The organism is Mesorhizobium sp. M4B.F.Ca.ET.089.01.1.1 (genome assembly GCF_004022605.1).
Classification (GTDB): domain Bacteria; phylum Pseudomonadota; class Alphaproteobacteria; order Rhizobiales; family Rhizobiaceae; genus Mesorhizobium; species Mesorhizobium abyssinicae.
Genome location: NZ_RZOS01000047.1, coordinates 1 through 23156 on the forward strand (window position 1 = coordinate 1; position 23156 = coordinate 23156).

Below are 23156 nucleotides of genomic sequence, written 5' to 3' on the forward strand. Positions count from 1 at the left end.
ATGCAGGGCCTTGAGCTCGGCGCGCTCCATCGGCATGGCGCAGTCGAGGCCCGCCTGCACATCCTTCACGCGGGCGCGCAGCGCCTGCCCCTCGGCCGTCGGCTCGACCAGCACCCTGCGCTCGTCGGCGCTGTCGCGCCTGCGCGTAACGAGACCGCCCGCTTCCATCCGCTTGATCAACGGCGTCAGCGTCGCCGAATCCAGGCCCAGCGCTTCGCCAAGCGCGCCGACCGTGCTCGGCGCGCGCTCCCACAGCACCAGCATGGCCAGATATTGCGGATAGGTGAGGCCCAGCGGATCGAGCAGCGGCCGGTAGAGCCTGGTCATCAGCCCGCTCGCCGAATAGAGCGCGAAGCAGAGCTGCTGTTCCAGCCGCGGAACGGCAATCGCCCCGGCGCTATCCGCCGGGACGTCGCTGACGGTCTCTATGGTTCTTGTTGTCATGCTGCCTTTGCCGGAAGCGCCACGGTCGAAAGCGTAACATCTATGTTGCCCCTGATGGCGTTGGAATAGGGGCAAATCTGGTGCGCCGCCGATACAAGCGCTTCCGCCGCCGTGTGATCAAGGCCTTTCGTTTCCGCCGCCAGCGACACACCGAGCCGGAACCCGCCCTGACCGTTGGGGTGGAGGCTTACGGTGGCGGTCACCGCGGCGTCTTCGAGCGGCAGCTTCTCCTTGCGCGCGACGAAGCGGATCGCGCTTTCGAAGCAGGCCGCGTAGCCGGCGGCGAAAAGCTGCTCCGGATTGGTGGCGCCGCCCTGCCCGCCCAGTTCCTTCGGCATTGCCAGATCGACCTTGAGCAGCCCATCGTTGGTCTCGGCGTGGCCGGCGCGGCCGCCGCTGACGCGGGCCTGGGTGGTGTAGAGTGCTGACATAGGTGGTCTCCTGTTATCTTGTGCACGATTACTTAGTGTACAAGATAATTGAATGTCAACCCCGACGTCGTCATCCACGGACGGAGCCTCGGCCAAATCCAAACGCTTTCGACACCACCAAACGAAAAAAGGCGGCCGAAGCCGCCTTTTCCAAAACGAATTGTCGAGAAGCTTATTCGGCGGCGGCTTCCGCGGCCTTGGCAGCCTCGGCGGCGGCCTTCTTCTCGGCGGCGTCCTGGGCGGCCTTCTCGACCGCAAGCGCCTCGGCGGCGGCGACCTTCTCGGCCTCGATGCGCGCCTTCTCGGCGTTCAGCGCATCACGCTCCTCGTCGTTGAGCTTGCGGGCGCGCACGCCGGTGTTCTCCGAAATGCGGGCCGACTTGCCGCGACGGTCGCGCAGGTAATAGAGCTTGGCGCGGCGCACCTTGCCGCGGCGCACGATCTCGACGCCCTCGACCATCGGCGAGTAGACCGGGAACACGCGCTCCACGCCTTCGCCGTAGGAAATCTTGCGGACGGTGAAATTCTCCTGGAAGCCCGAGCCGGAACGGGCGATGACGACGCCCTCATAGGCCTGGACGCGGGTGCGGCTGCCTTCGGTCACGCGGACCTGGACGCGCACGGTGTCGCCGGGCTGGAATTCGGGAAGCTTGCGCTTGGCTTCGATCTTGGCGGCCTGTTCGGCCTCGAGCTGGCGGATGAGATCCATCTCAAATATCCACTTCTTGTTCTTCCGACAGTCAGAGCGTCCTCGACTCGCCTTGCAGTTCCAATGACCGCTCGGCTATGCCCTTTGTCCAACATAGGACATCGGGCAGGGACGGCTACACCGTCATTGTTGACGGGTTCCGAAAGATTGTTCTTCCGGTTCGGGCGGGCACATACAGCTATTTTGACGCTTTGTCACGCCTTGGCCCTGTCTTTTTTGGCCGCATGCCATCACGCAATTGCCAGCCGCGGGGTTGCGCGCGCCCGTCAAGCTTCCTAATCCGGCCTGGACAACCTACTCCGGCGACGTGCTGATGTCTCCATTCGACGCGATCCTGCTCTTTCTGGCGGGTTTTGTCTCCGGCGCCGCCAATGCGGTGGCCGGTGGCGGAACCTTCATCACCTTCGGCGCCATGACGCTGGTCGGCGTGCCGCCGATCGTCGCCAATGCCACCTCCTCGGTGACGCAGTTTCCGGGCTACATAACCTCGACGCTCGCCTACGCTTCCGACATCAGGCATTTCTGGCGCCAGGCATTGCTGCTCTGCCTGATCTCGGCCCTCGGCGCGCTGGCCGGCGCGCTCATCCTGCTGGCGCTCGACAATCCCTCTTTTCGCGCGCTGGTGCCCTGGCTGCTTCTGGCGGCGACCGCCCTTTTCGCCGCCGGCCCCTGGCTGAAGCCGGCGCCGAAGCTCGGACACCCGCCGGCCGTCGGCTCGTTCGCCGGTTCGCTCGTCCAGTTCCTGACCTCGATCTATGGCGGCTTCTTCGGCGCCGGCATGGGCGTCATGATGCTGGCCACGCTCGGCCTCACCCAGGCCGGCGACTACCACCGGCTGAACGCGATGAAGAACATGCTGGCGGTGGTCATCGCCGCCATCGCCATCCTGGTCTTCGTCTCCGGCGGCGTCGTAGCCTGGCCGCAGGCGATCGTCATGATCCCCGGCGGTGCCCTCGGCGGCTATGCCGGCGTCTGGATCGCCAAGCGCGTGCCGCAGAACGTCGTACGCGGCTTCGTCGTCGCCGTCGGCCTGTTCCTGGCCTTCTACTATTTCGCCAAGGGCTGAGAACCATGATCCCGAACCGCAGGACCGCGTAAGCGAAAAGCGGGACCCGGTTTTCGGAAAAGATCATGGTCAGATAAAGAGAAGGACGATCCGCCCGAGCTATCGGGGCGGATCGTCCGCCAGCAAATCCGGCCGCCGCTCCCTGGTGAGCTTCTCCGCCTCGGCCCGCCGCCATTCGGCGATCTTCCTGTGGTTGCCCGAGATCAGCACATCCGGGATCGGCCGGCCCTCGAATTCCTGCGGCCGCGTATAGTGCGGATGTTCGAGCAATCCGTTCTCGAAGCTTTCCTCCTCGCCCGAGACGGCATTGCCCATGACGCCTGGCAACAGCCGCACCACCGCGTCGAGCAGGACCAGGGCCGCCGGCTCGCCGCCCGACAGGATGAAGTCGCCGACTGAGACCTCCTCTAATCCCCGCGCGTCGATCAGCCGCTGGTCGACGCCTTCGAAGCGGCCGCACAGGATGACCGCGCCCGGTCCGGCGGCAAGATCGCGCACCCGGGCCTGCGTCAGCGGCTTGCCGCGCGGGCTCATCAGCAGCCTTGGGCGCGGGTCGCCCGGCGGCGAGGCGTGGTCGATGGCTTTTGCCAGCACGTCGGCGCGCATCACCATGCCGGCGCCGCCGCCGGCCGGCGTGTCGTCGACGGTGCGATGCCTGTCGGTGGCGAAATCGCGGATCTGGATCGCCTCAAGCGACCATGTGCCGGCTTCCAGCGCCCGGCCGGCCAGCGACAGGCCGAGCGGGCCGGGAAACATCTCTGGATAGAGCGTCAGCACCGAGGCGGCAAAACTCACCGGTTGCCCCCGGCATCCTTCGGCCCGCGCGGCCGGCCCTTCGGATCGAAGCCGTCGCGGCCGGGCGCGGCCTCGCCGTCCTCGTCCTCGACCAGGCCGGCGGCCAGCGGATCGACGCGGACGAACCCTTCGACGACCGAAACCTGCGGAACGGCGGCCTGCGTGAACGGGATCAGCACGCCCTTGCGGCCGGCGAGCGTGACGTCGAGGATGTCGCCGCCCCCGAAATTATGCACGGCGACCACCTTGCCGATGGCAGCACCTGTCTCGTCCCGGACCTCCAGCCCGATCAGGTCGGCGTGGTAGAACTCGTCTTCCTCACCGTCGTCGGGCAGCACCGAGCGGTCGACGAACAGCTCGGTGCCGGAAAGCGCCTCGGCGGCGTTGCGGTCGCTGACACCCTTGAAGCGCACCACCACGACGGTATTGGCGGGCCGGATGTCGATGATCTGGAAGGCGCGGCCATCCTTGGCGTAGAGCGGCCCGTAGTCGGCCAGCGCCAGCGGATCACCGGTGAAGGTCTTCACCCGCAGCTCGCCCTTGATGCCATGCGCGGCGCCGATCACGGCCAACTGGACGGGGTTCTGGGGCTTGGTCATGGCGCGACATCCTTTGCCCTGCTCTAACCCTCCCCAGCCGTCATTTCAATGACGCGCTCTTCACCGCTTCCTAACCTGGCTGGCCGAAAATGCAGCGCATGCAGGAATTCCTCATCCCGGCAAAGCCCGACCTCCAGGCGGCGCGCGAGAACTGGCTGAAGATGCTGGCGCGCGAGCGCCGGCTGTCGCCGGAGACGGTGGAAGCCTATGAGCGCGACCCCCGCCAGTTCCTGCATTTCCTGACCGGCCATTGCGGCGGTCCGCCCGGCATCTCCGACATCGCCGACCTGCGCCCGGCCGATTTGCGCGGCTTCCTCGCCGCCCGCCGCAACGCCGGCGCCGGCGCCCGCACGCTCGGGCGCGGGCTGGCCGGCATCCGCTCGCTGCTGCGCTTCCTCGAACGGCGCGGCCTCGCCAATGCCGCGGGTGCGGCGGCGCTGCGCGCGCCCCGCCAGCCGAAGTCGCTGCCCAAGCCGCTGACGGCGAGCGATGCAAAAGAGGTCGTTTCCGTGCAGGGCCAGCTGGCGGAAGAACCCTGGATCGCCGCCCGCAACGCCGCCGTGCTGACGCTGCTCTACGGCTCGGGCCTGCGCATTTCCGAGGCGCTCGGCCTCGCCGGCGCCGAGCTGTCGTCGGAAACGGACACCGTGCTGCGCGTCACCGGCAAGGGCGGCAAGACCAGGCTGGTGCCGGTGCTGCCGGTGGCCTTGCGCGCGGTCGCCGAATACCGCCGGCTCTGCCCCTTCCATATCGATCCGAAGGGCCTGCTGTTTCGCGGCGCGCGCGGCGGTCCGCTCAATCCGGCGATCGTCCAGCGCGACATGGCGAGGCTGCGCTCGGCGCTCAACCTGCCCGACACCGCGACTCCGCACGCCTTGCGCCACTCCTTCGCCACGCATCTGCTCGGCCGCGGCGGCGACCTGCGCACCATCCAGGAACTGCTCGGCCACGCCAGCCTGTCGACCACACAGGTCTATACCGGCGTCGACACCGCAAGGCTGCTCGAGATTTACGAATCCGCTCACCCAAGGGCGTGAACCCTTCAAATTGGCTGCGCCGATTAACCGTTTTGCCGCTTTTTGATCGTAAGAAGCGACTTATGAAACGCGTCATAGCCATCGCTGACCGCGCGGCCCTCGTGTCGCTGAAGCTGCTTGTCGCGCTCAACGTCCTGTTTTTCCTGTCTTTCCTGATCGTCGCGCTGCTTGCCGGTCGGGCGCACGCCGAGACCCCGGCCTGCGGCGGCACCGACATGCTGAGCGCGCTGCGCAAGGACAATCCGACCGTCTACAGCAAGATCGAAGCCGAGGCGGCGGCCACGCCCAACGGCAAGGGCCTGCTGTGGAAACTGGAAAAGCCCGGCGAAAAGCCCTCCTTCCTGTTTGGCACCATGCACATGACCGATCCGCGCGTCACCACGCTGCCGCCGGCTGCGCAGAAGGCTTTCGACGCCGCCGATACGGTCGTCATCGAGACCACGGAAGTGCTCGACCAGCAGAAGATGATGGCCGCCCTGCTCAAGGAGCCGGACCTGATGATGTTCACCGACAGCACCACGCTGTCCTCGCTTTTGTCGCCCGACGACGCTGCCGCCATGAACAAGGCGCTCGACGCGCGCGGCATTCCGCCGGCGACCGTCGCCAAGATGAAGCCCTGGCTGCTGTCGGCCATGGTTGCGCTGCCGGCCTGCGAGCTGGCCCGCAAGGCCGGCGGCGCGCCGGTGCTTGACGTCAAGCTCGCCGAGGACGCCAAGGCTTCAGGCAAATCCGTCGAGGGGCTGGAGACTGTCGCCGATCAGCTTCATGCCATGGCCTCGCTGCCGCTGGCCTTCCATATGAAGGGTCTGGTCGACACGCTCAAGCTCGGCGACAAGGTGAACGACGTCAACGAAACCATGATCGTTCTCTACCAGAGCGGTGAGACCGGCATGTTCTGGCCGCTGTTTCGCGTCGTCCTGCCCGGCGACGAGGATGATCCGGCCGGCTATGCCGCGTTCGAGGAGACCATGATCACCAGCCGCAACAAGGTGATGGCCGATCATGCCGGACCGTTCCTGGCCCGGGGCAATGCCTTCATGGCGGTCGGCGCCATGCACCTTCCGGGCCCGCAGGGCCTGGTCGAGGATTTGCGCAAGGCTGGCTACACGGTGACCGCCGTCGACTGATCCGCACGGCCGGGTTGCGCCTCGATAGGGCGGGAGCGCCGGCCCCGGGCTGATTCGTGACTTGGCGGCGCAAACCTCCCCCGGTTTCGTGCCGAATGGTCTCGAAAGACCGGGTTCGGCTCGATCCCGACCCATTTTGTGGTGGAAATGCATGCCGGCAGGGGATTCCAGGTCAGAATTGCCCTGCTTTCAGCATTTTCCGGGCCTAGTATGAAACCCGTTCAACGGTCGCGCGTTGACGGGTGTTATTTGATACTTTTCATCCACGGAGGACACTTTTATGGCGAACCCTAACGACACTCCCAGATCGGGCGGCGGCGGCAGTGGCTGGCTGATTGCCCTGGTGGTCATTATCCTGGCCATTGTTGCCTACTATGTTTTCGGAAGAAGCGGCGAAGCTCCGGCGCCCGCCGAGCCGCCGGCCGCGAGCACACCGGCGCCCGCTCCGGAGCCGATGAAGCCTGCCGAACCTGCCCCGGCACCTGCGCCAGCGCCCGCTCCGGCACCAGAGCCGGCTCCCGCGCCAGCACCGGCCCCGGCGCCCGCTCCGGCACCTGCGCCGTCTCCGTAATCGGGCTTACCTCAACGACGAACGGCCCGCCGAAAGGCGGGCCGTTTTGTTTGGTGGCAGGCGCGAGAAAGGCCCTTAGAAACTCGCTCCGGTGAGTCAGCTGGAGTGGTTTTCGAGAACCGGAGCGGAGCGTACTAAAGTACGTGAGCACCGGAAGCGCAGAGAACCGCTCCAGATGGCCGCCGGAGTAGAGTTTATACGAGCCTTTCAGATGTGGATCGGCTTGAAGAAGGTGGCCAGCGCCGCTTCCTTCACCGCCTCCGACATGGTCGGGTGCGCGTGGCAGGTGCGGGCGAGGTCTTCCGACGAGCCGCCGAATTCCATCAACACCGCCGCCTCGTGGATCATCTCGCCGGCGCCGAAGCCGACGATATGGACGCCGAGCACGCGGTCGCTCTGCTTGTCGGCCAGGATCTTGACGAAGCCATCGGTGTGCAGCATGGCGCGCGCCCGGCCGTTGGCCGTGAACGGGAATTTTCCGACCTTGTAGTCGACGCCGGCCTTCTTCAATTCTTCCTCGGTCTTGCCGACCGAGGCGATTTCCGGGCTGGTGTAGACGACGCTCGGGATCACGTCGTAGTTCACATGGCCTGCCTGGCCGGCAATGATCTCGGCCACCGCCACGCCTTCGTCCTCCGCCTTATGCGCCAGCATCGGGCCGGCGATGACGTCGCCGATGGCATAGATGCCGGGAACGTTGGTCCTGAGATGCCCGTCGGTCTTGACCCGGCCGCGCTCGTCCATCTCGACGCCCGCATCCTTCAGCCCGAGGCTGTCGGCATAAGGGCGGCGGCCGGTGGCGACCAGCACCACATCGGCGGCGATCGTTTCGGCGGCGCCCCCCTTCACCGGCTCGAAGGTGACGCTGGCGCCCTTCTTGGCCTTGGCGACCCCGGTGACCTTGGCGCCGAGCTTGAACTCGAAGCCTTGCTTGGAGAGCAGCCGCTGGAACTGTTTCGAGACCTCGCCGTCCATGCCGCCGAGGATGGTGTCGAGGAATTCGACCACCGTCACCTTGGCGCCGAGCCTGGCCCACACCGAGCCGAGCTCCAGCCCGATGACGCCGCCGCCGACCACCACCAGATGGCCCGGCACCTTGTCCAGCGACAACGCGCCGGTCGAGGACACGATCACCTTCTCGTCGAAATCGACCTTGACGCCGGGAATGCCCGCGACATCCGAGCCGGTGGCAATCACGATGTTCCTGGTCTCGATCTCCTCGACCTTGCCGTCCTCGCCGGTGACCGACACCTTGCCGGCACCAACCACCTTGCCGGTGCCGCGGAAGCTGTCGATCTTGTTCTTCTTGAACAGGAAGGCGACGCCGTTGACGTTGGCCGAAACCGTCGCGTCCTTGTGCGCCAGCATCTTCTTCAGGTTGAGCTGCGGCGCGCCGATTTCGACGCCGAGCGTGTCGAAGGAATGGCCGGCCTCGGCGAACATCTCGGAGGCGTGGAGCAGCGCCTTCGACGGAATGCAGCCGATGTTGAGGCAGGTGCCGCCGAAGGTGGCGTTCTTCTCGACCACCGCCGTCTTCAGCCCGAGCTGCGCCGCCTTGATGGCGCAGACATAGCCGCCCGGTCCCGATCCGATGATTACGACGTCATAGGCCATGGTCTTGTCCTTTGCTCTGGCGCCTAGCGGCCGCCGCTCACATTCAGGATCGCGCCCGTTATATAGGAGGCCGCGTCCGACAGAAGATAGAGAACCGCGCTCGCGACTTCATCCGCGGTGCCCGGCCTTTTCATCGGCAGCATGTCCCGCATTCGCGCCACGCGGTCCGGCTGGCCGCCGGAGGCATGGATCTCGGTGTCGGTGATGCCGGGGCTGACGGCGTTGACGCGGATGCCTTCGAGCACCACCTCGCGTGCCAGGCCGATGGTCAGCGTGTCGATCGCGCCCTTGGAGGCGGCGTAGTCGACATATTCGCCGGGCGAACCCAGCCTCGCCGCGGCGGAAGAGATGTTGACGATGCCGCCGCCCTTGCCGCCATGCCGGGTCGACATGCGCTTGACCGCCTCGCGCGCGCAGAGGAAGGAGCCGACGACATTGACGCGCATCATGCGCTCGACCCGCGCGGCGCTCATCTCGTCGACGCGCGTCTTGGCGTCGACGATGCCGGCATTGTTGACGAAAGCATCGAGCCGGCCGAAACCCTTGTCCACCGCCTCGAACATCGCCAGCACATCGGCCTCGTTGCCGACATCGCCCTTGACGGCAATGGCCTCGCCGCCCGCGGCCTTGAGTTCGGCGACCAGCGCCTCGGCGACTGCCTGGTTGGAGACAAAATTGACAGCGACACGATAGCCGGCCTGGCTGGCCTGCCGGCAGATGGCGGCGCCGATGCCGCGGCTGCCGCCGGTGACCAGCAGCGTCTTCTTGTCCGCGCTCATTCCTGGCAGCCTTTCAGCAGGAAGACATCCCACGGCACCTTGGAAAAGCCGTCTGGGCCATAAGCGGCCGACATCTGCAGCGAGGCACCTAGATCCGGAAAGATCAGGCTTTTCGGCGCCTCCGCGCCTTCGGCCGGCAGCAGCGCGATGTTGCCCTTGTCGTCGGCGCTGTAGACGACGCCCTCCCACACCGTGCAGGCGGCGAGCTCATCGCCGGTGACGTCGCCGGTCGGGCATTTGTACATCAGCGAGCCGTGAGGCCGCGCCACGCCGTCGGTCCACATGACGATGCCGTCCAGCACCAGGCCCTTGTCGAGCACCATCTTGAAGCTGTTTGTGACGGTGGCCGAGTCCATGGTCGGCCTGAAATCGATGCCGGCCTCGCTTTCGGCATCGCCATAGACGGCGAGTTCCAGCGGGCAGGCGGCGTGGGACGGCGACGCAGTCAGCGTCGCCGAACAAAATACCGCGAAGACCGCTCCGGATCGAAAGCCAGAGGAACCGGTCGTCATCCGCTGGCGCAGATCGTCTCTCCGGCCCACCTTGACGGACCTCAGAGATCGAGCACCAGCCGTTCCGGATCCTCCAGGCTTTCCTTGACGCGCACCAGGAAGGTCACCGCTTCCTTGCCGTCGACGATGCGGTGGTCGTAGCTGAGCGCCAGGTACATCATCGGCCTAATCACGATCTGGCCGCCGACCACGACCGGCCGGTCCTGGATCTTGTGCATGCCGAGGATGCCCGACTGCGGCGCATTCAGGATCGGCGTCGACATCAGCGAGCCGTAGACGCCGCCATTGGAGATGGTGAAGGTGCCGCCCTGCATGTCGGCGACGGAGAGCTTGCCGTCGCGTGCGGCGAGACCCAGCCGGCCGATCTCCTTCTCGATCTCGGCGATGGACATCTGGTCGGCGTCGCGCACCACCGGCACCACCAGGCCCTTGTCGGTGCCGACGGCGACGCCGACATGGGCGAAGTTCTTGTAGATGATGTCGGTGCCGTCGATCTCGGCGTTGACCGCCGGGATCTCCTTCAGCGCATGCGTCACCGCCTTGGTGAAGAAGCCCATGAAGCCGAGCTTCACGCCGTGCTTCTTCTCGAATACGTCCTTGTACTTGGCCCGCAGCGCCATCACCGCGCTCATGTCGACCTCGTTGAAGGTGGTCAGCATGGCGGCGGTCGACTGCGCTTCCTTGAGCCGGCGCGCGATGGTCTGGCGCAGCTTGGTCATGCGCACGCGCTCCTCGCGCGGAGCGTCTTCGGCCGGCGACGGCGCGCGCACGGCGACCGGGGCCGATCTCGGCGTCTCGGCCGGCTGCGACGGCGCGCCCTTGGCGATGGCGTCGAGCACGTCGCCCTTCAGCACCTGGCCGCGCTTGCCGGTGCCGGTGATCTGGTCGACCGCGAGGTTGGCCTCGGCGATGAGCTTCGCCGCCGCCGGCGCCGGCGGCATGGTGCGCTGCTCGATCGCGCCGGCATCGCCGGCGATCTTGGCGGTCTCGGCCGCCGCCTGCTTGACGGTGGAGGCCGCGTCCGGGCTCGAGGCCTGCGAGACGGCTTGAGGCTTGGTCGCCGGAGCCGCGGCCTCGCCGCCGGCCGAGATCGACCCGAGAAGCGCGCCGACGCCGACCGTCTCGCCTTCCTTGGCGGCGATCTCGCCGAGCGTTCCGGCGCTCGGCGACGGCACTTCCACCGTCACCTTGTCGGTCTCGAGCTCCACCAGCGGCTCGTCGGCGGCGATCGCATCGCCGACCTTCTTGAACCATTTGCCGATGGTCGCTTCGGTGACGGATTCGCCGAGGGTGGGGACGCGGATTTCGGTAGCCATTGTGCCTGTCCGTTCTGTCTCTTCTTGAGTTCTATTCGCCGAGCGCGTCGTCGAGCAAGGCGGCGAGCTGGCTGAGATGCTTCGACATCAATCCGGTCGCCGGCGAGGCCGACGCCGGCCGGCCGGTGTAGCGCACCCGCTGATGCTTGGCGTCGATATGCGCCAGCACCCATTCGAGATAGGGATCGATGAACGACCAGGCGCCCATGTTCTTGGGCTCCTCCTGGCACCACACCATCTCGGCATTGCGGAAGCGTGACAGCTCGGTGATGAGCGCCTTGGCCGGGAACGGATAGAGCTGCTCGACGCGCAACAGGTAGATGTCGTTGATGCCGCGCTTCTCGCGCTCCTCGTAGAGGTCGTAGTAGACCTTGCCCGAGCACAGCACGACGCGACGGATCTTGGAATCCTTGGTCAGCTTGATCGCCTGGTTCGGCAACAGCTGCGCGTCGTCCCACAGCAGCCGGTGGAACGAGCTTTCGCCCGAAATCTCCGACAGCGTCGACACCGCCCGCTTGTGGCGCAGCAGCGACTTCGGCGTCATCAGGATCAGCGGCTTGCGGAAATCGCGTTTCAATTGCCGGCGCAGGATGTGGAAGTAGTTGGCCGGCGTGGTGACGTTGGCCACTTGCATGTTGTCCTCGGCGCAGAGCTGCAGGAAGCGCTCGAGCCTGGCCGAGGAATGCTCCGGCCCCTGGCCCTCATAGCCATGCGGCAACAGGCAGACGAGGCCCGACATTCTCAGCCACTTGCGCTCGCCCGACGAGATGAACTGGTCGAACACCACCTGGGCGCCGTTGGCGAAGTCGCCGAACTGTGCTTCCCACAGCGTCAGCGCCTTCGGCTCGGCCAGGCTGTAGCCATATTCGAAGCCGAGCACCGCCTCTTCCGAAAGCATCGAGTTGATGACTTCGTAGCCGGCCTGCGCCGCCGACAGGTTATTGAGCGGGATGTAGCGCGTCTCGTCGCGCTGGTCGTAGAGCACCGAATGGCGCTGCGAGAAGGTGCCGCGCTCGGAATCCTGGCCGGAGAGCCGGATCGGGTTGCCGTCGAGCAGGATGGCGCCGAAGGCCAGCGCCTCGGCCGTCGACCAGTCGATGCCTTCGCCGGAGTCGATCGACTGGCGGCGGTTCTCGAGGAAGCGGACGATCGTCTTGTGCGCCTCGAAGCCCTTCGGCACCTCGGTCAGCTTCTTGCCGATCTCCTTCAGCGTCTTGACCGGCACGGCGGTCTTGCCGCGCCGCTGCTCATCCTGGTTGTCGGCCGTGCGCAGGCCCGACCAGGCGCCGTCCAGCCAGTCGGCCTTGTTCGGCTTGTAGCTCTGGCCGACTTCCCACTCGGCTTCCAGATGCGCCCGCCAGTCGGCCTTCATCTTGTCGAACTCGGCCTGGGTGATGTGGCCCTCGGCCATCAGCCGGTCGGCATAGATCTGCACCGTCGTCTTGTGGGTGCGGATGGCGCGGTACATGATCGGCTGGGTGAAGGCCGGTTCGTCGCCCTCATTGTGGCCGAAGCGGCGGTAGCAGAACATGTCCACCACCACCGGCTTGTGGAACTTCATGCGGAACTCGGTCGCCACCTTGGCGGCGTGCACCACCGCCTCCGGGTCGTCGCCGTTGACGTGGAAGATCGGCGCCTCGATCATCTTGGCGACATCCGACGGATAGGGCGAGGAGCGCGAGAAGCGCGGATTGGTGGTGAAGCCGATCTGGTTGTTGATGATGACATGCAGCGTGCCGGCGACGCGATGGCCGCGCAGGCCGGATAGGCCGAGGATCTCGGCGATCACGCCCTGGCCGGCAAAGGCGGCGTCGCCGTGCAACAGCAGCGGCATCACCTTGGCGCGTTCCGACAGCGGCACGATCTCGCCGCGCTCGCGCCCGGCGAACTGGTCCTGCTTGGCGCGCGCCTTGCCCATCACCACCGGGTCGACGATTTCCAGATGCGAAGGATTGGCGGTCAGCGACAGGTGCACCTTGTTGCCGTCGAACTCGCGGTCCGACGAGGCGCCGAGATGGTACTTGACGTCGCCCGAGCCCTCGACCTCGTCGGGTGCGGCCGAGCCGCCCTTGAACTCATGGAAGATGGCGCGGTGCGGCTTGGCCATCACCTGGGAGAGCACGTTGAGGCGGCCGCGATGCGCCATGCCGAGCACGACCTCTTTCAGGCCGAGCTGGCCGCCGCGCTTGAGGATCTGCTCCAGCGCCGGGATCAGCGCCTCGCCGCCGTCGAGGCCGAAGCGCTTGGTGCCCTTGTACTTGACGTCGGCGAACTGCTCGAAGCCTTCCGATTCGATCAGCTTCTGCAGGATCGCCTTCTTGCCGGTCGCGGTGAAGGTGATCTCCTTGTCGGCGCCCTCGATGCGCGCCTGGATCCATGCCTTCTCCTCGGGGTCGGAGATGTGCATGAACTCGACGCCGAGCGTCGAGCAGTAGGTGCGGGTCAGAATGTCCAGCATCTGCCGGATCGTGCCGAACTCGAGCCCCAGCACATTGTCGAGGAAGATCGGCCGGTCGTAGTCGGCTGACGTGAAGCCGTAATTCTCTGGCGACAGCTCGTTGTAGTCCTCGAGCGGCTTGGCGATGCCGAGCGGGTCGAGATTGGCATGCAGATGGCCGCGCATGCGGTAGGCGCGGATCATCATGATGGCGCGCACGGAATCGCGTGTCGCCTGGTGCACGTCGGCATCGGACAGGACGACGCCGTTGGTGACCGCCTTCTCCTTGACCTTCTTCTCGATCGTCTTTTCGACCAGGCCCCAATTGCCGTCGAGCGCCGAGACCAGTTCGCCATTGGCCGAGAGCGGCCAGGAGGGCCTGGCCCAGGAAGCGCCGTTGGCGTTCTTGCGGACGTCCGCGGCGTCGTCCTTCAGCGCCGCGAAGAAGTCCTGCCACTGCGGATCGACCGAGCCGGGATCGTCCTCATAGGCGGCGTAGAGCGCGTCGATATAGTCGGCATTGCCGCCATAGAGGAAAGAGGTGAGCGAAAATTGGTCGTTGGCCTGATCTTGTCGTGCCATGTCACTTGTCGGAGCCTGGCTCCGTCTCCTTTCGAGGGGAATAGTGAGTAGTCAGTAGTGCGTAGAAAGATGGAAATTCCGCTCAACCGCTACTCGCCCGTTCTTCCCTTTTCACTACTGACTACTGCCTACTCACTTAACCCTTGATCGCCTCGACCAGCGTCGTGCCCAGCCGCGCCGGCGACGGCGAAACTTTTATCCCGGCCGATTCCATCGCCGCGATCTTGTCCTCGGCGCCGCCCTTGCCGCCGGAGATGACCGCGCCGGCATGGCCCATGGTGCGGCCGGCCGGCGCCGTGCGCCCGGCGATGAAGCCGGCCATCGGCTTCTTGCGGCCACGCCTGGCTTCGTCCTTGAGGAACTGCGCGGCGTCTTCCTCGGCCGAGCCGCCGATCTCGCCGATCATGATGATCGACTTGGTCTCGTCGTCGGCGAGGAACATCTCCAGCACGTCGATGAACTCGGTGCCTTTGACCGGATCGCCGCCAATGCCGACGGCGGTAGTCTGGCCGAGGCCGACATTGGTGGTCTGGAACACTGCCTCATAGGTAAGCGTTCCCGAGCGCGAAACAACGCCGACCGAACCCTTGCGGAAGATGTTGCCGGGCATGATGCCGATCTTGCATTCGTCGGGGGTCAGCACGCCCGGGCAGTTCGGTCCAATCAGCCGCGACGTCGAGCGATCGAGCCGCGCCTTGACCTTGACCATGTCCATCACCGGGATGCCCTCGGTGATGCAGACGATCAGCGGGATCTCGGCCTCGATCGCCTCGATGATGGCTTCGGCGGCGCCCGCCGGCGGCACATAGACGACCGAAGCATTGGCGCCGGTCTTTTCCTTGCCTTCGGCGACGGAAGCGAAGATCGGCAGGCTCTCGCCCTTGGCGCCGGTCCAGGTCTCGCCGCCCTTCTTGGGATGTATGCCGCCAACCATCTTGGTGCCGTGATAGGCCAGCGCCTGTTCGGTGTGGAACGTGCCGGTCTTGCCGGTCAGGCCCTGAACCAGCACCTTGGTGTTCTTGTCGATGAGAATGGACATCGGAGCCCTTTTCTAAACGTTGATCGAGGAAGGCGAGACGCGCCGGTAGAGCCCGCTCACCATGTCTTGCCAGCCATCGCTGCCGGCAGGTTTGAAGTTCAGTCGCATGCGGTAGGCATCGTCGCCGTCGAAACTGTAGGTCACCCGTGCAGCGCCGCGCGGTGACGACCGCTCCAGCACCAGCTCGTCGCCATTCCAGGTGCCCGTGGCCGGCGAGGCCGGCACGAAGCCCATGGAATCGAACTGATGCATGGTGACGAGTTTGGCCTGCTGGTCGAAGCCGAACACATTATGCGAGCCGAACGAGACCGTGCCGTCGCGGCGCTGGCGATAGCGCTGCACCACGAACAACCCGCCGAACTGCGCTTCCGCCAAGATTTCCGACGTTGCCGCGCCTTCATCGGCCCATTGGGTCGCCGCGACGTCCTCCTCGCCGCGCCACGCGCCGACCAGCGCCTGCAGGCGCTGGTGATCGGCCGAGAGCGAGGAGAAAGAAGCCGCGTTCATCGCTCAGAGCCGCTTCAGGTCGGTGACGGTGAGGTCGCTCTTGGCATTGCCGGTGTTGAGCGTCGTCGCCGGCTCGAACATCAGCACGATAGGCTCTTCGGTGAGCGAGCGCGGCCGGTGCTCGACACCGCGCGGCACGACGATGAAGTCGCCCTCGCCGAGCTCGACCGGCCCGTCGCGGAAATCGATGGCGATCCTGCCGCGCAGCACGAGGAAGGCTTCGTCCTCATGCTCATGCGCGTGCCAGTCGAAGGCCGCGCCGAACTTGGCGACCTTCGCTTGGCTGTCATTGACGTCACCGGCGATGTGCGGATCGAAGACCTTGGCGATCTTCGCATCCGCCGCCTCGACCAGGTTTATCTTGCGCGGAGGCATCCGCTCAGCCCTTCACCGCCTTGACGATCTTCTTGGCCGCGTCGTCGAGGTCGTCGGCCGAGACGACGTTCAGGCCGCTGTCATTGATGATCTTCTTGCCCAGTTCGGCATTGGTGCCTTCCAGCCGCACCACCAGCGGCACCTTCAGCCCGACTTCCTTGACCGCGGCGATCACGCCTTCGGCGATCACGTCGCATTTCATGATGCCGCCGAAGATATTGATCAAAATGCCTTCGACCGCCGGATCCTTGGTGATGATCTTGAACGCCGCCGTCACCTTCTCTTTCGAAGCGCCGCCGCCGACATCGAGGAAGTTGGCCGGTTCGGCGCCGTAGAGCTTGATGATGTCCATCGTCGCCATGGCCAGGCCTGCGCCGTTGACCATGCAGCCGATATTGCCGTCGAGCGCGACATAGGCGAGGTCGTATTTCGACGCCTCGATTTCCTTCTCGTCCTCTTCGGTGGTGTCGCGCAGCTCCATCACGTCGGGGTGGCGGAACAGCGCGTTGTTGTCGAACGAGACTTTTGCGTCGAGCACGCGCAGCCGGCCGTTCTTCATCACGATCAGCGGGTTGACCTCGAGCAGGCTCATGTCCTTCTCGACAAAGGCCTTGTAGAGGATCGGGAACAGCGTGCCGCCGTCCTTGGCGGCGTCGCCGTCGAGCTTCAGCGCGCCGTTGAGCGTCTTGAGATCATCCGCCGTCACGCCCTTTTCCGGGTCGATGGCGACGGTGATGATCTTTTCCGGCGTGTCGTGCGCCACCGCCTCGATGTCCATGCCGCCCTCGGTCGAGACGACGAAGGCGATGCGGCCGACCGAACGGTCGACCAGGATGGACAGATAGAGCTCGCGGTCGATGTCGGCGCCGTCCTCGATATAGAGGCGGTTGACCTGCTTGCCGGCAGGGCCGGTCTGCTTGGTGACCAGCGTGTGGCCGAGCATCTCGTTGGCGTTGGCGACCACTTCGGCCACCGACTTCGCCAGCCGCACGCCGCCCTTGGCGTCCGGCGACAGTTCCTTGAACTTGCCCTTGCCGCGGCCGCCGGCATGGATCTGGCTCTTCACCACATAGAGCGGGCCGGGCAGCGCCTTGGCGGCGGCTTCGGCATCGCCGGCCTTCAGCACCGGCACGCCTTCCGCCACCGGCGCGCCGAACGACTTCAGCAGTGCCTTGCCCTGATATTCATGAATGTTCATGGCTTATCTCCGGATCAACTGCTGGCGGATCACTTCGAGGCGAGGTGCGGCGCGATCTTGACGCAGGCCTCGGTCAGGCCCTGCACCGTCGCCACCGAACTGTCGAACATCTTCTGCTCGCTCTTGTTGAGGTCGATCTCGATGACGCGCTCGACACCGCCGGCGCCGATCACCACGGGAACGCCGACATAGGTGTTCTTCACCCCGTACTGGCCCGACAGGTGGGCCGCGCAGGGCAGCACGCGCTTCTTGTCCTTGAGGAAGGATTCGGCCATCGCGATCGCCGAAGCCGCCGGCGCATAGTAGGCCGAGCCGGTCTTGAGCAGCCCGACGATCTCGGCGCCGCCATCGCGGGTGCGCTGCACGATCTGGTCGAGCTTTTCCTTCGAGGTCCAGCCCATCTTGACGAGGTCGGGCAGCGGAATGCCGGAGACCGTCGAATAGCGGATCATCGGCACCATGCTATCTCCATGGCCGCCGAGCACGAAGGCGGTGACGTCCTCGACCGAGACCTTGAACTCTTCGGCCAGGAAATAGCGGAAGCGCGCGCTGTCGAGCACGCCGGCCATGCCGACGACATGGGTCTTGGGCAGACCGGAAAACTTCTGCAGCGCCCATACCATGGCGTCGAGCGGGTTGGTGATGCAGATGACGAAGGCCTTCGGCGCATACTTCTTCAGTCCGGCGCCGACCTGCTCCATGACCTTGAGGTTGATGCCGAGCAGGTCGTCGCGGCTCATGCCCGGCTTGCGCGGCACGCCGGCGGTGACGATGCAGACATCGGCGCCCTCGATGCCGGCATAGTCGTTGACGCCGGTCAGCCTGGCGTCGAAGCCGTCGACCGGCGACGACTGCGCGATATCCAGCCCCTTGCCCTGCGGAATGCCCTCGGCGATATCGAACAGAACCACGTCGCCGAGGTCCTTGAGGCCGATCATATGGGCGAGCGTGCCGCCGATCATGCCCGAGCCGATAAGCGCTATCTTGTTGCGTGCCATGTGAGGATTTTTTCCCTTTGTCTGTGACGGCGCCAAATCTTTGCGACTTGCTGACGGCGTCGAGGAAGGAGGCCGAATGCTGCGGGGAACCCGTGAGATTTCGCCGCACCCAATAGCTCCGGTGGATGGAAAATTCAAACGATTATTTTGGAGCGAGCATTTTCAATCGGTTAGATAACTTGGGTTTTACGTAAACGTCAAAATTGTTGAGCCGACTTGGGAGAATTTATACAATGAAGGTGGAAATCTGAAGGCTGGCAGCCGGCGATGACGCCCTTGTGATGGCGATGCCCGGTGGGCGCGCGGGGAGCGGCATGGGTTAACGAAGGCGCTCGCAATTAAGGTGATGCGCGCTTCGGAGATTGGCCGAAGTCGCAGCCGTTGCGCTTCGTCAGCCTACGCGCGCGCCTGCTGTGCCTCCGGCGCCACCGTCTCCACCTTCCGCCTTTCCGCCCAGTCCTCCAGCCATTCGTGGCCCTGCATCTCGATCAGGCGCGAGGCGGTACGCTCGAACTCGAACACCTCGTTGCCGCGCTTGGCCGTATAGAGCCCGCTCGGCGCAGCATCGGCGCTCACCACCAGCCTGATGTGATGATCGTAGAGCGTGTCGATCAACAGGATGAAGCGCTTGGCCTCGTTGCGCCTGCCTTCGCCGAGCACCGGCACATGGTCGATGAAAATGGTCGAGAAGCGGCCGGCGATGGCCAGGAAATCGCGCGCGCCGAGCGGCTTTTCGCAAAGGTCGGCGAAGGAAAAGCGCGCAGCGTCGCCGGCCGCGCGCGGCACCACGACCTGCCGGCCCTTCACCGTCAGCGCCGTCTCGGCCGTCGGCTTGCCGTGCGTCATTGCTTGCCAGGCCTCGTCGAGGGCGGCGTCGGCGGCCGCATCAGCCGGCGAGACGTAGACCGCCATGCGGCTGAGCTTCTCGAGGCGATAGTCCTTGTCGCTGTCCAGCGTCATCACCTCGGCATTGCGCTCCAGGAGGCCGATGAAGGGCAGGAAAAGCTGCCGATTCAGCCCGTCGCGATAGAGGTTCTCGGGCGCCACATTGGAGGTGGCGACCAGCACGACGCCGTCGGCAAACAGCGCCGAGAACAGCCTGGACAGGATCATCGCATCGGCGATGTCGGTGACGGAGAACTCGTCGAAGCACAGCACCCAGGCCTGCTCGGCCAGCGCGCGCGCCACCGGCGGGATCGGGTCGTCCTCCTTGACGTCGCCGTTCTTGCGCGCCTGCCGGTGCTTCTGGATGCGGTCCTGCACATCGGCCATGAAGTCGTTGAAATGGACGCGGCGCTTGCGCCTGACCGGCAACAGCTCGAAGAACATGTCCATCAGCATGGTCTTGCCGCGTCCGACGCCGCCATGGATGTAGAGGCCCCTGACCGCCGCCGGCGGCTGCTTGCGGGCGAACAGCCAGCCCAGCGCGCTCGATTTCTGAGCCAGTCTTTTTGCAGAGATCTCGTCGGTCAGCCGATCGAGCGCGGCGACGATGCGCTCCTGCGCCGGATCGCGCGCGATGGCGCCCGTCTCGACCAGATGGTCGTAGCGCTGCCTGACGGTCGCATGGGTCTGGAGGCCGTCACGCAGGTGCATCGGTCACGTCGTTGTTGAGCACATCCAGGAAAAGTAGCGGCTTTCCGCGCGCAATTGGAGCGGTTAGGCGACTCTTTCGAACGCTGAACCGCCTCAAGGGCGGCGGTTTCGCCCTACCTTGTAAGCGAGATCGGCAGGCCGGTGGAGGTCTGGCCGTCGAATTTCTCGCCGCCCGAGGAATAGAGCTTGGCCAGCGTGCCGCCATTCTCGTCATAGAGGGTCAGCTGCTTGCCGGCGACATTCCAGGACTTGATGCCGTCGATCGGCGCCGGGCAATGCAACGGGCCGGCACGGTAGCCGGCGCCGAACTTGGTCTGCGGCGTCGCCACCTTGCAGCTCTGGCCGGAAACGCTGGCGTTCCAGACACCGGCGACACTGGCCGCGGTCAGGTCCGGCGCCCCTGCGGGCGCGCTTCCATCCGGCGGCAGCGAGGCGACCTGGCTGTTCGCCGGCGCGGTTGGGAACTGCGAGCCGTCGGCGGTGCCGGGAGCTGCCGGCGGCGGCAGCTGGTTTCCGGTCACCGTGCCGGCGGGCGCGGGAGTCAGCGGCGCCGGCTGTTGGTCATCCATCGACGAGAAGCGCGATGTCGAGCAGCCGCTTGCAATCATCGCGGCCAGCGATACGGCCACCAGACCGGTCTTCGAAAAAGTCATTCCTACCTCCGTCGGATCCGGCTGGGGGGACGCCGTCCGCGCAATCTCTCCCTCCACCAAGATGGAGAAGGTGGCAGAATTTCAACCCGATATGGTTAAAATAGGGTTTTCGGAGCAATTGTTGCAATTTTACCGCAACAGGCGTGTGACCCTCGAAGGCCGAATTGTGGCGCACCCCGAAGCAGCCCGTCGTGCTCGGCAAAACCCGGCGCGTCCTATGCGGAAAGCGCCGCGCTCGGCACGAAGACATAGCCGTCCGGACCGACGACATAGCATTCGCGCAGGCCATGCGGCTTGTCGATCGTTCCGGCGAGCACGATATGGCCGAGATCGCGCGCCCGCGCCTCGATCGCATCCGGATCGGCGCCATAGAGGCGCAGCTCGATGCCCGCCCCGCGCGTCTCGGCGCCGGCGATGACGCCGCTCATCTCATTGTCGAGATAGGAATGGTCGGCATGCAGCATGAATATCGAGCCCAAGAGCTCGATCGCCGCGAAATCCTCGTCGGCATAGACGATACGGGCGCCAAGCACGTCGCGGCAGAAGGCCTCCATCGCCGCCATGTCGGTGACCAGAAGGTTGACGCCGATGCCGCGCGGCAGCGAGCGGCCGAAATCCTCGGCTTTCATCCACGGTGTCTTGGTCCGCTTCATTGCCATCGTGCTGCCCTCGGAAATTACAGGGATGTCGCTGGAACGGTCTCAGCGCGGCTCGAACTGGTAGAGCGGTTGCGCGAGCGCCACCGGGGGCCGCAGCAAGTCGGCGCAGCGGCGGTCCAGGTCGAGCGCCAGCTGATGAGCTCTCCGCACTGCCGTCTTCCAGTCGCCGGCTGTCTTCAGAAACCCCACCGCGTCTGCGGGGCGGTCGGCCGCGATCATCAGGTCTGCGGCGACGATGCGATCGTCGGGTGAAATGGTTTCGCCGGCCTTCAGCCTGCCGGCCAACCCGACCCACTGTTCCCAGGGGAAAACCGCCGCCAGCTGTTTCGGGCGAGGGGGCGCTTCGGTCTCATCGCCTTTCATGAAAGGCGCCAAAGTAGACCGCGCCAACGCCCTTTCGACGAAAGACTCGGCCATTTCGCCTTGCACATCGGAGATGCCAAAGCCAGCCAGGATACTCTCCCGGTCTTTGCGACCGAGAACATAGTCGAGCCCATCGAGCATGGCCGCCGTGACGGCATCGGGATTGTTGATCGGGTCGAGCTGTTTTGCCGCGATCCGCGCGTTAAGGCCTTCGGCCACCATTGTGCCGACGCGCAGGTCGCCGCTGTAATTTATCACCTGCAGCAGAATCGCCGTTTGCGGAGCATAGGCAACAAGCCGCCCGACCGTCCGCAGAACGGCGCCCAAATCATTCTTGCGGTCGATCGCCTGGACTTCCGCCGGCTGTTTGGAAATATCGAAGGAAGGACGAAGATCGGCCGCGTGGAGCGCATTGCGTATGAACTGCGCGCGCTCGTCCTTTTTGGGAAGCACCGTGGCCGGAAGGCGATCGAGGGCGGAAACGAAGTCAGCAAGATTGTCCTCGAACGCCCGCACATCGAGGGCCAGCCGCCAAATTCCTGCATCTTCCGCTCTCTTGGCAAAACGCGACTTCGCCTCGTCATCGAGGTCGGCCAGTGCCTGCGCAATCCCCGCCGCGCCGACCGATGCGTTGTTGGCATCGGATGCCTGCCAGCGCGCCAGTTCGCCCAGCAGCCACTCGCCGCCATCTTCGGTGACCAGCGCGCGCCAGGCGGATTGGCCAAGCTGTGGCACAATCGACTGTGCCTTGGGCAGCGGTTGCATGCCGGCAATCATCGCCGCCCGATCCGGCGTTGTTGCATAGGCAAGCCTGAGTTCGACAATGCGAAGCGGCGGGTGACTGCGTTTTTCCAAACCCGCCAGAAGCGCCGAGCCCTCGGCGTAGGCAAGGCCGCCATAGCGTATCTTCAGATAGGCCGCGTCATCGCCAAAACGATCGCGCCAGAAATTCGGGAACGTTGCCGGTTCGGCGAGCAGGAAATCGCCCGCGTCCAGGATGGCTGGCGTGTGAGCGCAAGCGCCGGGCTGCGTCTGCGCGGCAGCCGGCGCTATCGGCGCGATCCCCATGATCGCCGCCACGACTGCAAGAACTGCCTGCCGACGCATGGTGGCCCCCTCCATTCCGCCGAGCGATCGTATACCGGAAATCATCGCCGGCGCCAGCGCGCGGCCTTTGGCCAGGGCATGCCCCCATCCCCAAATGCTTGCGCCAGATGGCATCGATCCTATCTTGCAAGAGGAAGAAACATGCCGGAGCCGCAACCTTGGCCGCAAGAAAGAGAGCCGCCAACCGCTATTACAGCGGCCCGCCAAGCGACCATTTCGACGGCACCCTGTTCTTCAACCCCGGCGGCAAGCCGCCCGGCCGCTTCGCTGATCTCCTGAAATGGCAGTTGGGCGGCGAGCGCGCGAAATGGCCGGCGGCCAATCCGAGCCCGTTCCATCAGGCGAGGCCGGACGAGCGCGTCTCGCCGCTTTCCTTCGCCGGGCCGAAACGGGTCAACGCGCCGGGCATCGCCTTTTCGCAGCTGCCGCCGATCGACCTCGTGCTGGTCAGCCACAACCATTACGACCATCTCGATCTCGCCACGCTGAAGCGGCTGAAGGCAAAGCACGACCCGCTGGTGATCACGCCGCTCGGCAACGACGCCATTATCGACGCCGCCGTGCCCGGCATGCGGCTCAGCGCGCATGACTGGGGCGGCAGGATCGACCTCGGCAAGGATGCCGCCGTCCATGTCGAGCCGG

At 65.4% G+C, this 23156-nt stretch carries 23 protein-coding genes; 4 read left to right on the forward strand and 19 right to left on the reverse strand.

Translation table 11 applies throughout. The features are described 5' to 3' along the window. The 3 genes from EN780_RS07440 to rplS all read right to left on the reverse strand — a co-directional run. The coding region (locus tag EN780_RS07440) for a MarR family transcriptional regulator (protein ID WP_133372586.1) at window positions 1-444 on the reverse strand (444 nt) is incomplete at its 3' end. Then, window positions 441-875: an organic hydroperoxide resistance protein gene (locus tag EN780_RS07445; protein WP_128272907.1), complete on the reverse strand. Its 435-nt coding sequence runs from the start codon at window positions 873-875 to the stop codon at window positions 441-443. The genes EN780_RS07440 and EN780_RS07445, both read right to left, overlap by 4 nt. 172 nt (window positions 876-1047) lie before the next feature. Further along, on the reverse strand, window positions 1048-1584 hold the full coding sequence (gene rplS / locus EN780_RS07450) for a 50S ribosomal protein L19 (protein WP_127282082.1): 537 nt from the start codon (window positions 1582-1584) through the stop codon (window positions 1048-1050). A 313-nt stretch (window positions 1585-1897) separates the two neighbouring features. Between rplS and EN780_RS07455 the strand changes: the two genes are divergently transcribed. Beyond that, window positions 1898-2650 (forward strand): sulfite exporter TauE/SafE family protein, encoded by a 753-nt coding sequence (locus tag EN780_RS07455; RefSeq protein WP_128272909.1) that lies wholly within the window; start codon window positions 1898-1900, stop codon window positions 2648-2650. Between the two features lie 99 nt (window positions 2651-2749). Here EN780_RS07455 and trmD read toward each other — a convergent pair whose 3' ends face one another. Together trmD and rimM are read right to left on the reverse strand one after the other, a co-directional pair. Next, window positions 2750-3445 carry a tRNA (guanosine(37)-N1)-methyltransferase TrmD gene (trmD, locus tag EN780_RS07460; RefSeq protein ID WP_128272911.1) on the reverse strand — a complete coding sequence of 232 codons (696 nt, stop codon included), beginning with the start codon at window positions 3443-3445 and terminating at the stop codon, window positions 2750-2752. Then, entirely contained in the window at window positions 3442-4044 is a 603-nt protein-coding gene (gene rimM / locus EN780_RS07465; protein ID WP_127282085.1) for a ribosome maturation factor RimM, read from the reverse strand. Before rimM ends, trmD begins: the two co-directional genes overlap by 4 nt. Window positions 4045-4142: 98 nt before the next feature. On the opposite strand from rimM, the gene EN780_RS07470 reads away from it, so the two are divergent. Both EN780_RS07470 and EN780_RS07475 read left to right on the forward strand, forming a co-directional pair. Further along, window positions 4143-5081 carry a tyrosine recombinase XerC gene (locus tag EN780_RS07470; protein ID WP_128272927.1) on the forward strand — a complete coding sequence of 313 codons (939 nt, stop codon included), beginning with the start codon at window positions 4143-4145 and terminating at the stop codon, window positions 5079-5081. 62 nt (window positions 5082-5143) lie between these two features. Next, a complete protein-coding gene (locus tag EN780_RS07475; RefSeq protein ID WP_128272913.1) occupies window positions 5144-6208 on the forward strand; it encodes a TraB/GumN family protein in 1065 nt (354 codons plus the stop codon). 778 nt (window positions 6209-6986) lie between these two features. Here the strand turns inward: EN780_RS07475 and lpdA are convergent. From lpdA to EN780_RS07550, 14 genes are all read right to left on the reverse strand, one after another. Then, window positions 6987-8393 carry a dihydrolipoyl dehydrogenase gene (lpdA, locus tag EN780_RS07485; RefSeq protein WP_127282087.1) on the reverse strand — a complete coding sequence of 469 codons (1407 nt, stop codon included), beginning with the start codon at window positions 8391-8393 and terminating at the stop codon, window positions 6987-6989. A 23-nt stretch (window positions 8394-8416) separates the two neighbouring features. Next, window positions 8417-9172: an SDR family oxidoreductase gene (locus tag EN780_RS07490; protein ID WP_127282088.1), complete on the reverse strand. Its 756-nt coding sequence runs from the start codon at window positions 9170-9172 to the stop codon at window positions 8417-8419. Beyond that, entirely contained in the window at window positions 9169-9684 is a 516-nt protein-coding gene (locus EN780_RS07495; protein ID WP_189340302.1) for a hypothetical protein, read from the reverse strand. The genes EN780_RS07490 and EN780_RS07495 overlap by 4 nt, the downstream gene beginning before the upstream one ends. Before the next feature lie 41 nt (window positions 9685-9725). Next, the gene (gene odhB / locus EN780_RS07500) at window positions 9726-11000 is read right to left on the reverse strand and encodes a 2-oxoglutarate dehydrogenase complex dihydrolipoyllysine-residue succinyltransferase (RefSeq protein ID WP_127309316.1); all 1275 of its coding nucleotides are present in this window, start codon (window positions 10998-11000) and stop codon (window positions 9726-9728) included. A gap of 31 nt (window positions 11001-11031) precedes the next feature. Continuing rightward, entirely contained in the window at window positions 11032-14019 is a 2988-nt protein-coding gene (locus tag EN780_RS07505; RefSeq protein ID WP_127282093.1) for a 2-oxoglutarate dehydrogenase E1 component, read from the reverse strand. A gap of 136 nt (window positions 14020-14155) precedes the next feature. Beyond that, a complete protein-coding gene (gene sucD, locus EN780_RS07510; RefSeq protein ID WP_127392491.1) occupies window positions 14156-15058 on the reverse strand; it encodes a succinate--CoA ligase subunit alpha in 903 nt (300 codons plus the stop codon). A 12-nt stretch (window positions 15059-15070) separates the two neighbouring features. Next, window positions 15071-15565, reverse strand: coding sequence for a DUF1579 family protein (locus EN780_RS07515; RefSeq protein WP_128272915.1), 495 nt, complete (start codon window positions 15563-15565; stop codon window positions 15071-15073). A gap of 3 nt (window positions 15566-15568) precedes the next feature. After that, window positions 15569-15940, reverse strand: coding sequence for a cupin domain-containing protein (locus EN780_RS07520; RefSeq protein ID WP_127392891.1), 372 nt, complete (start codon window positions 15938-15940; stop codon window positions 15569-15571). A gap of 4 nt (window positions 15941-15944) precedes the next feature. Beyond that, complete coding sequence (gene sucC, locus EN780_RS07525; RefSeq protein WP_128272917.1) at window positions 15945-17138, reverse strand: ADP-forming succinate--CoA ligase subunit beta; 1194 nt, start codon at window positions 17136-17138, stop codon at window positions 15945-15947. Between the two features lie 29 nt (window positions 17139-17167). Beyond that, window positions 17168-18136, reverse strand: a complete 969-nt coding sequence (gene mdh, locus EN780_RS07530; protein ID WP_126057450.1) for a malate dehydrogenase — start codon at window positions 18134-18136, stop codon at window positions 17168-17170. A gap of 396 nt (window positions 18137-18532) precedes the next feature. Next, a complete protein-coding gene (gene zapE, locus EN780_RS07535) occupies window positions 18533-19732 on the reverse strand; it encodes a cell division protein ZapE (protein WP_128272919.1) in 1200 nt (399 codons plus the stop codon). A gap of 113 nt (window positions 19733-19845) precedes the next feature. Further along, window positions 19846-20385 (reverse strand): AprI/Inh family metalloprotease inhibitor, encoded by a 540-nt coding sequence (locus EN780_RS07540; RefSeq protein WP_128272921.1) that lies wholly within the window; start codon window positions 20383-20385, stop codon window positions 19846-19848. A 215-nt stretch (window positions 20386-20600) separates the two neighbouring features. Further along, window positions 20601-21044 (reverse strand): VOC family protein, encoded by a 444-nt coding sequence (locus tag EN780_RS07545; protein WP_128272923.1) that lies wholly within the window; start codon window positions 21042-21044, stop codon window positions 20601-20603. Window positions 21045-21086: 42 nt separating this feature from the next. After that, window positions 21087-22487 carry a hypothetical protein gene (locus EN780_RS07550; protein ID WP_210215031.1) on the reverse strand — a complete coding sequence of 467 codons (1401 nt, stop codon included), beginning with the start codon at window positions 22485-22487 and terminating at the stop codon, window positions 21087-21089. A 185-nt stretch (window positions 22488-22672) separates the two neighbouring features. Here EN780_RS07550 and EN780_RS07555 point away from each other — a divergent pair. After that, window positions 22673-23156: MBL fold metallo-hydrolase (locus EN780_RS07555; RefSeq protein WP_245499904.1), on the forward strand; the 484-nt coding region annotated here is incomplete at its 3' end.